Genomic DNA, 12,304 nt, shown 5'->3' on the forward strand with positions numbered 1-12,304 from the left:
GAGGTCTCGGTGGGTCAGGAGACGCCGGTGGGGCGGAACTGGACGCTGACCCGGGGGCCGACCGGGCGGGTGGTCTTGGGGATGGCGTGTTCCCAGGTGCGCTGGCAGGAGCCGCCCATCACGACCAGGTCGCCGTGGCCGAGCGGGAAGCGGAGGCTGGCCCCGCCGCCGCGGGGGCGCAGCAGCAGCGGGCGCGGCGAGCCGAACGAGACGATGGCGACCATGGTGTCGGTGTGCGCGGAGCGGCCCGTCGTGTCGCCGTGCCAGGCGACGCTGTCCCGTCCGCTGCGGTAGAGGCACATCCCGGCGGTGACGAAGGGCTCGCCCAGCTCGGGTGCGTAGTGCCGGGTCAGCGCCTCCCGGGCCTCGGTCAGCACGGCGTGCGGCAGCGGCCGGCCGGCCGCGTACCAGCAGAGCAGGCGGGGGACGTCGACCTCGGCGTCGTACATGGTGCGGCGCTCCGCGCGCCACGGCACCTCGTGCAGCAGGGTGTCGAGCACCACGTCGGAGCCGCGCACCCAGCCGGGCAGGTGGTCGACCCAGGCGCCCCGGCTCAGTTGGTGCCGGCGCAGGGCGGCGAGCGGGCCCAGGCTGGGGCCCTGCTCGGTGAAGTCCAGCATCGAGGGCTGGTACGCGACGTCGGACACGCCGCCGATCCTACCAACCGATCGAACAGGCGTACGAGGATCAGCGGGGCAGCATCCCGGCGGACGTGCCCGCCGACCGCCTTGCGCAACCGCTCGCGCAGCTGCTGGGCGCGGTGGGTCTCGATGGTGTCCCGCAGCGCCCGGTTCTGGTCCCGCAGCCACCGGATCCGGGCCAGCAGGTCCTCCGGCGTACGGCGCCGATCCAGCTCCGCTCGAAGTGCAGGAGCAGAAATCCCATGCCATCGCCACGCCGGTCCGGATCCCGCGTGCCGACCGCCACGTCGGCCCGGAGGCGGGTGGGGGTACCAACCGGTAGGGTGCCCGGCGGCGGCGTTGACCCTGGGGCGCCGTCCTGGGCGGTCCCGATGCTCCGCCCGCCGACGACCCCGCCCGAGGAGGAGACGCGCGTGCTGGTGACCCCGGTGACGGTCGGGTTTCCGGCATGACCGCCGCCCCGACCACCGGTGCCGCCCGGGCCTCGGCGGTCGCCGGCCGCCTGCCGTCGCTGACCGGGCTGCGCTGGGTCGCCGCCCTGCTGGTCTTCGGCTTCCACGTCGCCACCATGCGGATCGTGGCCGAGCCGGACTACCAGGCGGTCGTCGACTGGCTGTTCACCCTCGGCCTCTCCGGCGTGGAGTTCTTCTTCATCCTCAGTGGATTCGTGCTGGTCTGGTCGTACCGGGACGGCGAGCGCCGGCGGACCTTCCTGCGCCGGCGGCTCGCCAAGATCTACCCGAACCACCTGCTGATGTGGGTGGTGGTGCTCCTCGTCGGGCTCTGGTTCGCCGACCCGGTCAACGGCTGGGCGGCGCTGGGCAACCTGGCCCTGGTGCAGGCCTGGAATCCCACCCCCGGCTACTTCTACAGCGTCAACACGGTCAGCTGGTCGCTCTCCTGCGAGCTGTTCTTCTACCTCTGCCTGCCGTTCGTGCTGCCGGTGCTGCGCCGGCTGCGTCCCGCCGCCCTGTGGGCGGTGGTGGTCGCCGCGCCGCTGCTGATCGTCGCGCTCTGGCCGGGCCAGCGCCTGGTGCCCGAGGAGAGCCGGTGGTGGTTCACCCAGGTCTTCCCGCTGCTGCGGTCCCTGGAGTTCTGGATGGGCGTGGCCGCGGCCGAGCTGATGCGCCGGGGGCGCTGGCGGGGGCCGGGCCTGACCCCCGCCAGCCTGCTCTTCGTGGCGACCTGGGCGGTCGCCGCGCAGTGGATCCGGGCGGAACTCTGGGCGGGCCTGCTGGCGGTGGCGTACCTGCTGGTCATCACCGCCGCCGCCGACGCGGACGTGCGCGGCCGGCGCACCCCGTGGCGGTCCCGGCCGATGGTCTGGCTCGGTGAGGTCTCCTTCGCCTTCTACCTGGTGCACGTCTTCGTGATGGTCACCGTGCTCCGACTGACCGGTCACTACGGGGTCGGGCTGCCGGGCTGGTGGGGCCCGCTCGCCGTGCTCGGCTTCCTGGTGGTCAACCTGGTGCTCGCCGGGGCCCTGCACCGGTACGTCGAGATGCCGATGATGCGCCGGCTGGGACCGCCCCGCCGGGCCCGCGCGCGGAGCGCCCCGGCCGCCGTCACGCCGGCCCAGGTCGGACCCGCCACCGCCCGCGACGGGCAGGTCAGGCCGATCGAGTACGCCGGGCGGCGCGACCCGGCCTGAGGCGGGCCCCCGCTCCGCCCGATCGCTGTCGGTCCATGCTGGTCAGTGCGGCGATCTGACTCGTGGCGACACGCCCGGCGGCGATGCGGCACCACGCCGTCGGCGGTAGCGTGGTTCCGTGCTTCCGGTCGCGCTCACCTGTCCCCTGTGGTGGGTGGCGCGCTGGACGGCCCGCATGCTGGCCAGTCTCGCCGTCGCCGTCGCGGTCGCCTGCTCGCTCGGCGCCGCCACCCTGCCCGTCGGCGCGGCCGCCGCCGCCCAGGCGGCCCCGGTCACCGAGCTGGCCTCCGCGGTCCCGGCACCCTCCTGGTCCACGACCCGGCCGGCCCTCCAGCTCGGCGCCCGCGCCGTTCCCGAGCCCGGCGACCGGCCCGAGGACGCGGGCCGCGCCCCGAGCGGCGCAACCGCCTTCGACGCGGGCCTGGTGTTGCCCGGAGGGACCACCGCGGACCGGGGGCGGGTCGCACGGGCGTCCACCGGCGCGGCTGCCGGCGACGTCGTGGCCGGGACCGGCCAGCAGGCCCTGCCGGTGGGCAGCGGCTCCCCGCTGGCGGCTTGGCGGACCGTGGTCGCCGCGGTCTCGAAGGAGCGCGTCCCGCGCGGAACCGCCCCGGCGGCCCTCGGCTCGCGGGCCCCGCCGACCCGCTGACCGCCCGCGGGCCACGCCCGCAGCCGTTCTCCACCGAACCTCACCCCCGCACCCCGCCCGACGGCGGCCCGGTGGCGCCCATTCCGGTCGCGCCCCGCCGCGCCGGGGCGTGCGGACCTCCTCCGCCACATCGCTCCCGTGAGGTGCCCACCATGCAGACCGTTCTCTACCAGTTCCTGATCGAGATCCCGCAGGCCGCCGCCATCTGGTCGGCCCTGCTCCTGCTCGCCCTGGCCCTGCTCGCCGCGCTGGTCGCCCGCCCCGAGCGGGAGAGCCCGTCCGACGCCGAGCCGGTCCCCGACCCGGCCGCCGAGGAGGCGGCCCGCCTCGCCGACCTGCGCCGGTACGCCGACGAGGTGGCGGTGGCCGCCGCCGGGGCCGCCCAGACCGCGCGTCGACGGCGGGAGCAGTGGCTGCGCGCCCAGGACGAGGTCGACCGGGCCTGGCAGGCGTACGACGAAGCGGAGACCGCCGCCCGTCGGCTTGCCGGCGCCGCCGTGCTGCCCGCGCCGCGTACCCCGCGGACTCCGGCGGAGTACGCCACCCGGGAGCGGTGGCTGCACCACGCGGCGATGGGGGCGCACTGGCGGGGTGAGCTGTCCGCACGGCGACTCGCCGACGTCCTGGCGCACCGGAACGGGTGGGACCCGCGCCGGCACCCGGCGGAACAGGAGATCGTCCTCGCCCGGGTGGTACGCGACGTGCGGCGGGCCGGCTACCGCACGGCGGCCGAGCGGGAGCAGCGGGCCTGGCGGGACGCGGAACTGGCCGCCGAGGCGGCCCGCGCGCTGGCCGTCGAGGCGTACGCCGCCGCGGCGGCGCTGCGGGCCGGCCCGGCCCCGGTACGCCGGACGGAGTCGACGACCCAGGCCCTCGCCCCGGTGGCGGCCGGCGCCGCCCCGGCCCGTCCGGCACGCTGGCGGCCCGCGCGGGTTGGCTGAATTGTGACCTGAAATTGGTGAGCCTGGTCACGCGAATCGGGAAACGGTCATCCGGGTCAGTCGGGGCTGATCCACCCCGCAATTTCCGGTCGCTCGCCACCCGATGTCCGATTGTGGCCTGACGGTTCCGTCATAACTGCTTGTCCCATTGAGTGACGTCAGTGACGGGCTGTTCCGGTCAGAGTAATGGTGACCGAGGTTTAAGCAGGTGGGGGTGCTTGGCACGGGGGATACCCACCGGTAGTGTCAGCGCGTCCGGTGCGGTTTCCGATCGCAAGAAGCGACGCCGCGCCGACCCGCTCAATCGTGATCTCACGAACCGGGGACCCAGTGCACGTCCGGGGTGAATCCGCGAGCCACGGCCCGCGGTAGGGCGACTTCCCGCCCGAATCCGTCAGCTAACCCGGTAGGCGGTGTCGGAAGGAGTTCCAACATCGTGCAGTTCGATCCCATCCCCCGTCCGTCCCCCCGCCTCCACGGCGCCGCGGTGCCGTCGCTCGCCTGACCGGCGCGCTGACTCCGGCATCCGCCCTGCTGCCCGGTTGACCGGGCGCCCCCTTCCCGCGGTCGCACCGCCCTGATCCCTCGTCACGCGTGAGTTCCTCCGCGCGTCGGATCGGCGTGCGCCGCTCCCGCCTTCCGTGGAGGACCAAGATGAAGCACACCCTGAAGCGGCAGCTGCGGCGCCTCGCCACCGAGCGCCCGTACCAGATCGTGGCTGGCTCCGCCGCCGCGCTCGTGCTGGCCTCCGGCACCGGCGCCCTGCTCGCCGGCACCGGCGACGCGCCCGTCCGCCAGGAGACCACCGCCGCCGTCTCCGAGCTGGCCCCGCGTCTCGGCGACGTGGCCACCCGCAGTCAGGAGCGGATCGCCGCCGTCCCGTCGACCTCGCCCAGCCCCAAGCCGTCGCCGACGGCGACCTCGGCCAAGCCGGACCCGGACCTGACCCGCAAGGCGGCGCCGAAGCCGCCGTCGACCAAGGTCCTCGACTACACCTACGAGGCGCAGACCGCCTACTGGAACTGCGGCCCGGCCGCGGTGCGCAACGCGCTCAGCGCGAGCGGCGTCGAGACCACTCAGGACGCGATGGTCGCCCCCCTGAACGCCGGTGAGAACGGCACCAACTCGGCCGAGGACACCACCCGCGGGCTCAACCAGATGGTCAAGGGCAACCCGTACCGGACCCACATGATCCCCGGCCCGGCCACCCCGGCCCAGATGGACCAGCTCCAGGCCGACGTGGTCAAGGCCATCACCGACGGCCGCGGCGTGGTCGCCAACATCGTCGGCTCCGCCACCGACACCGACGGCGGCTGGCACTCGTTCCCCGGCGGCCACTACATCGCCGTGGTCGGCTACAAGAACGACGGCCGGACCGTCCGGATCGCCGACTCGGCGAACCCGGCGCTGCCGGCGTACTGGATCACCACGATCGACCTGGCGAACTGGATGGCCACCCGCGGCTACTCCGCCTGATCCACTCCGCGTCACCCGTCGGGCACCGGCTCCTGGAGCCGGTGCCCGACGTCGTATGCCCGACCGTACGGGCCGCCGCCGGCTCTCGCGCGTGGTGTCCCACCGGTGGCACACTGCGCCCTATGGGCGACGAGACGGGTACCCGCCAGCTGTTGCTGCTGCACGGCCTGGGCGCCACCGGCGAGGTGTGGCTGCCCTGGGCGCCGCTGCTGGAGCGCCGGTGGGCGGGGCGGTGGCTCGCCCCCGACCTGGCCGGGCACGGTTGGTCGCCGCCGTTGCCGGCGTACACCTTCGCGGCGCTGGCCCGGCGGGTCGTGGATGGCCTGGCGCCGGTCGCCGACCGGCTGGGACCGCGGGACCGGCTCGTGGTGCTCGGGCACTCGCTCGGCGGGGTGGTGGCGTTGGCGCTGGCCGCCCGGCAGCTCGGCCTGGCCATCGAGGCGGTGGTCGGGCTGGGCATCAAGGCGGTCTGGTCGCCCGCCGAGCTGGACAAGGCCCGGGAGCTGGCCGAGCGGCCGGTCACCTGGTTCGCCAGCCGGGACGAGGCGGCCCGCCGTTACCTGCGGGTCTCCGGCCTCGCCGGCCTCTTCGCCCCGGACCACCCGGTGGTCGACGCCGGCCTGCGCCGGGAGGACGGCCGCTGGCGGCTGGCGATGGACCCGGCCGCGTTCGGGGTCGGGGAGCCGCGGCTGGCGGCGCTGCTCGCGGCGACCGACGTGCCGGTGCTGCTGGCTCGCGGCGAGCACGATCCGATGGTGACCGACGCCCAGCTCAAGGAGTTCGGCGTCCCGGTGGCCACCCTGCCCGGCCCGGGGCACAACGCCCACGTCGAGGACCCGGAGGCGGTCCTCGCCCTCCTCGACCCGTACCACTGATGCGCGGGCGGGTTGAGGTGGTTATATCTGATCATGATGCAGCCCATCCGCCGCCTTGCCTATGAGCTCTACGCCCGCCGTCTCCGCGCCCAACTGGCTCATCAGACACTGCCGCGCCACGTTGCCATGGTGACGGACGGAAACCGCCGGTGGGCCCGGCAGATGGGCTTCGACGACCCCGGGCTGGGCCACCGGTACGGCGCGGAGCACATCCACGAGGTACTGGGCTGGTGTGCCGACACGGGCATCCGCCACGTCACGCTCTTCGTCGCCTCCGTGGACAACATGCGCAAACGCGCGTCCGACGAGGTCGAGAACCTGATGCGGATGATCGAGGAGGTCGTCGCGGAGCCACTCCTGCGCCCGGCCAACCCGTGGCGGCTCCACCTGGCCGGCCGCGCGGACGTGCTACCCGACTCGACCCGCCACGCCCTGAAACTCGCCGAGGACGCCACCCGTGAGCGGGGCGCCGACTTCCACCTCACGGTCGCCATCGGCTACGACGGCCGCGAGGAGATCGTCAGTGCGGTTCGTTCGCTGCTGGAGGACGAGGCGAGAGCGGGCGCCGCACTCGACGACGTCGCGCAACGCCTCACCGCCGACGCCATCGCGGCGCGTCTGTACACCGGCGGCCAGCCCGACCCGGATCTGGTCATCCGCACCAGCGGAGAACGTCGCATGTCCGGGTTCCTGCTCTGGCAGGCCGCCTACTCCGAGCTGTACTTCTGCGACGTGTACTGGCCCGGCTTCCGGAAGATCGATTTCCTGCGCGCCCTGCGCTCCTACTCCGCTCGTGGTCGACGATTCGGGGCGTGACCACCCGGACGAGCACCGTCGGACGCCGCGACGGAAGGACTGCTCAGGGCGTGGGGGACAGGGGGGAGCCGTGCTGGGCGACGGCGTCCGCGGCCCGGGGCGCCGGCGGGTTCCAGTCCGGTTCGAGCTGGCGGCGGGCGGCGTCGACGAACGCCTCCGCGTACGAGTCGGCCGGGAAGTCGCCGAGGTAGCGGCTCCGGGTGGCCCAGCGGTCGGCCGCCTTCGGGTCGGTGTCGAGCAGCTCCGCCAGCACCTCGTCCACGTTGGACATGTCCCGGCGCAGCACGTAACCGGAGCCGGCCAGCGGGAACTGTTCGACGAAGTGCTCGCCGTCGACACCCATGTCGGTCACCGCGTACGGCTTGCCGGAGTAGAGGTAGTCCGAGATGACCCCGGAGACGTCCGAGACCAGCGCGTCGGAGCGGTTGACGCACTCGGTCAGGGTCAGCTCGCGGGTGGCCGCGCCCCAGAGGTGCGCCCGTCCCGTCCGGGCCTGGTCGGCGGCGAGCAGCTCGGTCAGCCGGGCGAGCTGCCGGGCCGAGGTCGGGTTCTGCCCGGTGTACGGGTGGGCCCGCAGGATCACCGTGGCGCCGCGGTCGAGCAGCCGGCGGATCACCGTCTCGGCCACGGGCAGGGAGCAGTAGTCGGCGTCGGCGTGGTGCCCGGTCCAGGTCGGGGTGTAGAGCACCGTCGGGGCGGCCAGGCGGCGCGCCGGCTCCCGCCGTACCTCGATCCCCTCCACCTGCGGGCGGCCGACCACGACGAACTTCTCCGCGGGGATCTCCACGCCGGCCCGGGCGTACCGGTCGATCGCGGCCGGCCCGGCCACGAAGATCCGGTCGAAGATCGCCGACACCGGGTTGGCGCTGGGGGCCTTGTCGCTGTCGCCGTGGTGCAGCTGGACATGGGTGAGCTGCGAGAAGCGGATGCAGTGGCTGTTCTTCGCGCCGTGGTTGACGTAGAACGCCGCCCGCAGGCTCGGCACCAGCGCCTCGTCCATCGTCTTGAGGGTCGGGCAGAAGACGACCGGGGCGCTGGTGGCGGCCGCGATGGCCGGCAGGAACTCCGGCTCGCGCAGCAGCACCAGGAACGGCCGGCCGATCCGTTCCAGGTAGGGCAGCCACATGGTGACCTGGTACTCCGACCCGGGCGGCGCGGAGAAGTAGAGCAGGAACTCCGGCTGGTGGCGGCGCAGCGCCCGGCCCACCGGACCGCCGCCGGCCGGCGGCCGGAACCGCCGCCGGGCGAGGTCGAGGCCGACCGCCGCGCAGCCGGGTGCGACCAGCAGGACGGCGACCAGCGGCACCCACGCGGGCAGGGTGGCGGCGGCGGCGACCGCGACGAGCCCGAGCAGCACCAGCAGCGCGTCGCCGAGCCGCTCCGTGACCCGCGGCGTCCAGGTGCGGACCGGCAGGTTGGCGGCGCGGATCTCCAGGGCGCCCGCGGCGCGCAGCGGCGCGGCCAGCAGGACCAGGCCGAGCAGGACCAGCGCGGTGGCGGCGAGCGCCGGGTGGAAACCGCCGTCGAGCCGGCGGGCGTACCCGACCAGGATGCCCGCGGCGACCAGGACCGACTCGGCGACGCCGTCGGCGCCCGGTCGGATCCGGCGTTCCACCGCGGCGGCCGCGAGGGCGGCCACCGCGATCGCCAGCCCCCACCCGGTCGCCCCGGTGAGCGCCACGACGAGGAACGCCAGCACCGCCAGCCCGGTGGTCAGCACCCGGGCGAGCAGCTTCCGGACCAGGTCACCACGCATGTCGGTCGTCCGTTCGGTGGGTCAGGCGTCGACGTCGGCGGAGAGCTGCTCGGACGGGTGCGCGCCCGGCTGGGCGGGCACCGCCGCGACCTGTTCGCCGGGCGCCCGGCGCACGTCGATGACCTGGCCGGTCAGGTCGGAGATCAGCACGTCCAGCGACGCCTGGGCGACCGCCTCGGAGGAGAGCAGGGTGTGCTCCGGCTCCTCGCCGAACGCCTTCGTCCGCATCGGGGTCGCGGTGCGCTCCGGGTTGACGCAGTTGACCCGTACGCCGAACTCCGCCCACTCGTCGGCGAGCGCCTGGGTCAGGTTGACCAGGGCGGCCTTGGTGGCCGAGTAGAGCGCGTAGCGGGCCCGGCCCCGGGTGTACGAGCTGGACGTGTAGAGCAGCAGCTGACCCTTGGTCTGCTGGAGGTACGGCAGCGACTGCCGGGCGATGGTGACCGGGCCGACGAAGTTGACGTGCAGGAGCCGGTCCATCGTCTCCTCGTCCATCTCGGCGAGGGCGCCCTTCTCCAGGATGCCGGCGGTGACCACCACGTGGTCGATCCGGCCGGTGGCCTCGAAGGCGGTCTTCAGCGCCGCCGCCACGTCCTCGGCCCGCTCGACGTGCGTGCCGGTGGTGGAGCGGCTGAACGGGAAGACCTGGGCGCCGTAGCGGCGGGCCAGCTCGGCGAGGTCGTGGCCGATGCCGTAGCTGCCGCCGAAGACCACGATGGTCCGGCCGGTCAGCTCCTCGGTGTAGCTGCGCTGGTCGGTCAGCCGGGGCGCCTGCGCGGCGGCGAGCTGGAAGAGCTTGTCCGCCAGGTGCACGTCGACCGGGTGGGTGACCTTGATGTTCTCGTCCGATCCGTCGATCACCTTGATCGGCGTGCCGGGCAGGTAGCGCAGCACCACGCCGCAGTCGTCGGTGGCGGCGAAGTCGGGGTCGCCCTCGGCCCGCCGGTACGCCTCCCGGATGGTGCCGGACCGGAACGCCTGCGGGGTCTGCCCCCGCCGCAGGGTCGCGCGCACCGGGATGTCGGTGATGCAGTCGTCCTGGTCGACCTGGATGATCGTGTCGGCGGAGGGGATGGCCACGTCGACCGCCGAGTACGTCCAGAGGGCGTTCACGCACTCGCGCACGATCCGGGCGCTGACCAGGGGCCGCACCGCGTCGTGGAAGAGGATGTTGACGTCGCCCTCGCCGACCGCGTCGAGCGCGATCCGGGTGGTGGCGTTGCGGGTGTCACCGCCCTCGATCACCTGGCTGACCTTGCGGAATCCGGCGTTGGCGACGATCCGCTCAGCGTCGGCGACGTGGCCGGTGGCCATCAGCACGATGATCTCGTCGATCTCCGGCGCGGCCTCGAAGACGGCCAGCGTGTGCTCGATGATCGGCTTGCCGGCGATCTTCAGCAGCTGCTTGGGGATGCCCAGCCCGAGGCGGGTCCCGGTCCCTCCGGCGAGGATGACGGCCACCGTCCGCGAGGGGCGCCAGGGTGCCGGGCTCGCCGGCGTGGCGTCCGGTGCGGTGGTGCGGTCCTGCGTCATTGCCGTTCCTCACTTCTGCGGGGGATGGGGTTCTACGCCTGGATGACCGGGTGGTGAACTTTCGCCAGCGACCAGAAAACCTTAACGCGTACGACGGAGCGCACCGACCGGGGCGGGCCCCGGCCGGTGCGCTCCGGCTGGCTACTTCTGACCCTCGTACGCGTCGCAGACCTCGTCGGTGGGGCCGTCCATCCTCAGGACGCCGCTCTCCAGCCAGATGGTCCGCTCGCAGGTGTCCCGGATCGAGCTGATCGAGTGGCTGACCAGGAAGACCGTGCCGGCGCTGTCGCGCAGCTCCCGTACCCGCTGCTCGCTGCGGGCCCGGAACTTGCGGTCACCGGTGGCCAGCGCCTCGTCGATGAGCAGCACGTCGTGCTTCTTCGCGGAGGAGATGGCGAAGCGCAGCCGGGCGCCCATGCCGGAGGAGTAGGTCCGCATCGGCAGCGAGGCGAAGTCGCCGCGCTCGTTGATCCCGGAGAACTCGATGATCTCCGGCGCCAGCCGCTTGACCTCCTCGGGGGACATGCCCATGGCGAGGCAGCCGAGCACCACGTTGCGCTCGCCGGAGAGGTCGTTGAGCAGGGCGGCGTTCACGCCGAGCAGGGACGGCTGGCCCAGCGTGTAGACCGCGCCCCGGGCTGGCGGGAGCAGCCCGGCGACGGCCCGCAGCAGGGTCGACTTGCCGGAGCCGTTGCTGCCGATCAGGCCGATGGCCTCACCCTGGTACGCGGTGAAGCTCACCCCCTTGACCGCGTGCACCTCACGGATGTTCGGCGCGTTGGTTCGGGACACGATGCGCTTGAGGGCGGCGACCGGGCTCGTGCCCCCGGTGGCGCCCTTGTGGATCTTGTAGATCACGTGCACGTCGTCCACCACCACGGTGGGGACCCGTCCCGCGTCCGCCACGGCGGCGTTGCCCGCCGGCTGGGTCTGGTCAGCCACGGCCGTACTCCTCTTCTCCGCGCCAGAAGTAGACGAATCCACCCAAACCGAAGGCCACCGCCCAGGTCACGGCCAGAGTCCACAGCCGCAGCGGCGAGGACGCGATGTGCTCCGGGTACGCCGAGTCGAGCAGCGCGTACCGGGCCAGCTCGATGTAGACCAGGATCGGGTTGGACTCCAGGGCGGTCGCCGCCCACCCGGGCAGCCGGTCCTCGAACAGCTTGACGCTGTAGAGCACGCCGGAGCCGTAGAGCCAGGTCCGCAGCACGAAGGGCATGACCTGCTTGAGGTCGGTGACCTTCGAGCCGATCCGGGCCATGATCATGGTCAGCCCGACGTTGAAGATCGACTGGAGCACCAGCGCGGGCGCGATCAGCAGCCAGCGGAAGGTGATCGGCTCGCCGGTGAACAACACGATCCCGGCCAGCACCACCATCGACATGAGCAGCTGCTGGAACTGCACCAGCGTGACGGTGATCGGCAGGGCCGCCCGGGGGAACTGCAGCGCCCGGATCAGGCCCAGGTTGCCGGTGATCGCGCTGGTGCCCTGCAACGCCGCGCTCTGGGTGAAGGTGAAGATGAAGACACCCGTGCAGAGGTACGCGATGAAGTTCGGCACGTTCCGGTTCTGCGAGATGATCACGCCGAAGATCAGGTAGTAGACCGCCGCGTTGGTCAGCGGGGTCAGCACCTGCCAGAGCTGGCCGAGCTGGGTGTTGCTGAACGACGAGGCCACCTTCGCCCGCGAGTACGCGGTCATGAAGTGTCGGTACGCCCACAGCTTGCGGGTGTACTCGGCCAGGGGTGGGCGTTCCCCCGCGATCCGGAGCCCGTGCCGCTGCGCGAGCTGCGCCCGGGTCACTCCGGAGTTGGGGTCGGCCACCGCGGTGTTGGCCATGGTCAGGCGCTCCGATCTTCCGTGCCGATGGGGAGCAAGTGATGTGTCGCGGCGATGAAATCTAGCGTGGCCAGTGCGGGGAGCGCCGCCTCGCTGCTGCGTGGAAGGTAGTCCAAAACACGTCGG

General features: G+C 73.2%; 11 protein-coding genes and 1 riboswitch. Of the genes, 6 read left to right on the forward strand and 5 right to left on the reverse strand.

Features of this window, described 5'->3' with window-relative positions:
• Positions 1-14: 14 nt before the first annotated feature.
• A complete protein-coding gene (locus tag DKT69_RS20725; protein WP_109803182.1) occupies positions 15-647 on the reverse strand; it encodes an alpha-ketoglutarate-dependent dioxygenase AlkB in 633 nt (210 codons plus the stop codon).
• 442 nt (positions 648-1,089) lie between these two features.
• On the opposite strand from DKT69_RS20725, the gene DKT69_RS20730 reads away from it, so the two are divergent.
• The 6 genes from DKT69_RS20730 to uppS all read left to right on the forward strand — a co-directional run bounded on the left by DKT69_RS20730 (position 1,090) and on the right by uppS (position 7,049).
• Complete coding sequence (locus tag DKT69_RS20730) at positions 1,090-2,292, forward strand: acyltransferase family protein (protein WP_109803183.1); 1,203 nt, start codon at positions 1,090-1,092, stop codon at positions 2,290-2,292.
• Between the two features lie 118 nt (positions 2,293-2,410).
• Entirely contained in the window at positions 2,411-2,941 is a 531-nt protein-coding gene (locus tag DKT69_RS39970; RefSeq protein ID WP_236648122.1) for a hypothetical protein, read from the forward strand.
• A 152-nt stretch (positions 2,942-3,093) separates the two neighbouring features.
• A complete protein-coding gene (locus DKT69_RS20740; RefSeq protein ID WP_109803209.1) occupies positions 3,094-3,882 on the forward strand; it encodes a hypothetical protein in 789 nt (262 codons plus the stop codon).
• A 287-nt stretch (positions 3,883-4,169) separates the two neighbouring features.
• Positions 4,170-4,310: riboswitch (cyclic di-AMP (ydaO/yuaA leader) on the forward strand.
• Between the two features lie 226 nt (positions 4,311-4,536).
• The gene (locus DKT69_RS20745; protein ID WP_109803184.1) at positions 4,537-5,358 is read left to right on the forward strand and encodes a C39 family peptidase; all 822 of its coding nucleotides are present in this window, start codon (positions 4,537-4,539) and stop codon (positions 5,356-5,358) included.
• A 122-nt stretch (positions 5,359-5,480) separates the two neighbouring features.
• On the forward strand, positions 5,481-6,233 hold the full coding sequence (locus DKT69_RS20750) for an alpha/beta fold hydrolase (RefSeq protein ID WP_109803185.1): 753 nt from the start codon (positions 5,481-5,483) through the stop codon (positions 6,231-6,233).
• A 36-nt stretch (positions 6,234-6,269) separates the two neighbouring features.
• A complete protein-coding gene (gene uppS / locus DKT69_RS20755) occupies positions 6,270-7,049 on the forward strand; it encodes a polyprenyl diphosphate synthase (RefSeq protein ID WP_109803210.1) in 780 nt (259 codons plus the stop codon).
• 43 nt (positions 7,050-7,092) lie between these two features.
• On the opposite strand, the gene DKT69_RS20760 is transcribed toward uppS, so the two are convergent.
• From DKT69_RS20760 to DKT69_RS20775, 4 genes are all read right to left on the reverse strand, one after another.
• A complete protein-coding gene (locus tag DKT69_RS20760) occupies positions 7,093-8,805 on the reverse strand; it encodes a CDP-glycerol glycerophosphotransferase family protein (protein ID WP_109803186.1) in 1,713 nt (570 codons plus the stop codon).
• A 21-nt stretch (positions 8,806-8,826) separates the two neighbouring features.
• A complete protein-coding gene (locus DKT69_RS20765) occupies positions 8,827-10,338 on the reverse strand; it encodes a bifunctional cytidylyltransferase/SDR family oxidoreductase (protein ID WP_109803187.1) in 1,512 nt (503 codons plus the stop codon).
• A 141-nt stretch (positions 10,339-10,479) separates the two neighbouring features.
• Positions 10,480-11,280 carry an ABC transporter ATP-binding protein gene (locus tag DKT69_RS20770; RefSeq protein ID WP_109803188.1) on the reverse strand — a complete coding sequence of 267 codons (801 nt, stop codon included), beginning with the start codon at positions 11,278-11,280 and terminating at the stop codon, positions 10,480-10,482.
• A complete protein-coding gene (locus tag DKT69_RS20775; RefSeq protein ID WP_109803189.1) occupies positions 11,273-12,178 on the reverse strand; it encodes an ABC transporter permease in 906 nt (301 codons plus the stop codon). The genes DKT69_RS20770 and DKT69_RS20775 overlap by 8 nt, the downstream gene beginning before the upstream one ends.
• Between the last annotated feature and the right edge of the window lie 126 nt (positions 12,179-12,304).

It is taken from the genome of Micromonospora sicca, assembly GCF_003172935.1.
In the GTDB taxonomy this organism is placed as follows: domain Bacteria; phylum Actinomycetota; class Actinomycetes; order Mycobacteriales; family Micromonosporaceae; genus Micromonospora; species Micromonospora sicca.

Bases quoted from the DNA above. Each gene is read 5' to 3' on its own strand.
- DKT69_RS20775 (WP_109803189.1), bottom strand. From the start codon at position 12,178: ATGGCCAACACCGCGGTGGCCGACCCCAACTCCGGAGTGACCCGGGCG.
- DKT69_RS20750 (WP_109803185.1), top strand. From the start codon at position 5,481: ATGGGCGACGAGACGGGTACCCGCCAGCTGTTGCTGCTGCACGGCCTG.
- DKT69_RS20760 (WP_109803186.1), bottom strand. From the start codon at position 8,805: ATGCGTGGTGACCTGGTCCGGAAGCTGCTCGCCCGGGTGCTGACCACC.
- DKT69_RS20765 (WP_109803187.1), bottom strand. From the start codon at position 10,338: ATGACGCAGGACCGCACCACCGCACCGGACGCCACGCCGGCGAGCCCG.
- DKT69_RS20730 (WP_109803183.1), top strand. From the start codon at position 1,090: ATGACCGCCGCCCCGACCACCGGTGCCGCCCGGGCCTCGGCGGTCGCC.
- DKT69_RS20740 (WP_109803209.1), top strand. From the start codon at position 3,094: ATGCAGACCGTTCTCTACCAGTTCCTGATCGAGATCCCGCAGGCCGCC.
- uppS (WP_109803210.1), top strand. From the start codon at position 6,270: ATGCAGCCCATCCGCCGCCTTGCCTATGAGCTCTACGCCCGCCGTCTC.
- DKT69_RS20745 (WP_109803184.1), top strand. From the start codon at position 4,537: ATGAAGCACACCCTGAAGCGGCAGCTGCGGCGCCTCGCCACCGAGCGC.